The sequence below is a fragment of the Lacinutrix sp. MEBiC02404 genome (genome assembly GCF_053601575.1).
The window spans coordinates 1-660 of record NZ_JBSHNV010000172.1 but is presented as its reverse complement, the minus strand read 5'-3'; the positions used below and the strand labels follow the sequence as shown (position 1 = coordinate 660).

Below are 660 nucleotides of genomic sequence, written 5' to 3'. Positions count from 1 at the left end.
TAAAGTTGCAAGATCAGCAACAGGAGCAGTAACATCTGTAATTACTATGTTTTGTGTTTGTGTGGAAGCATTCAGATTAACATCTGTATATGTCCAAGTTACCACTGTTGTTCCTTGTGTTGTAATAGGAAGGGATGCATCATTTGTTACTGTTACCATTCCACCACAATTATCAGTTGCAGTTGGCGGCGTTAAAGTAGTTACTTCACATTGTGCCGTTACATTTGCCAAAGTTGCAAGATCAGCAACAGGAGCAGTAACATCTGTAATAACTATGTTTTGCGTTTGTGTGGAAGCATTCAGATTAACATCTGTATACGTCCAAGTTACGACGGTTGTTCCTTGTGTTGTAATAGGAAGTGATGCATCGTTCGTAACAGTAACTATTCCACCACAATTATCAGTTGCTGTTGGCGGCGTTAAAGTCGTTACTTCACATTGTGCCGTTACATTTGCCAAAGTTGCAAGATCAGCAACAGGAGCAGCAACATCTGTAATTATTATGTTTTGTGTTTGTGTGGAAGCATTCAGATTAACATCTGTATATGTCCAAGTTACGACTGTTGTTCCTTGTGTTGTAATAGGAAGTGATGCATCGTTGGTAACAGCTACCGTTCCACCACAATTATCTGTTGCCGTTGGTGCAGTTAAAGTCGTTAC

Annotated in this window: 1 protein-coding gene; it reads right to left on the bottom strand. The window is 39.8% G+C overall.

What is annotated here, in order from left to right:
- The coding region (locus ACVCXO_RS09170) for an HYR-like domain-containing protein (RefSeq protein ID WP_452229293.1) at positions 1-660 on the bottom strand (660 nt) is incomplete at both ends.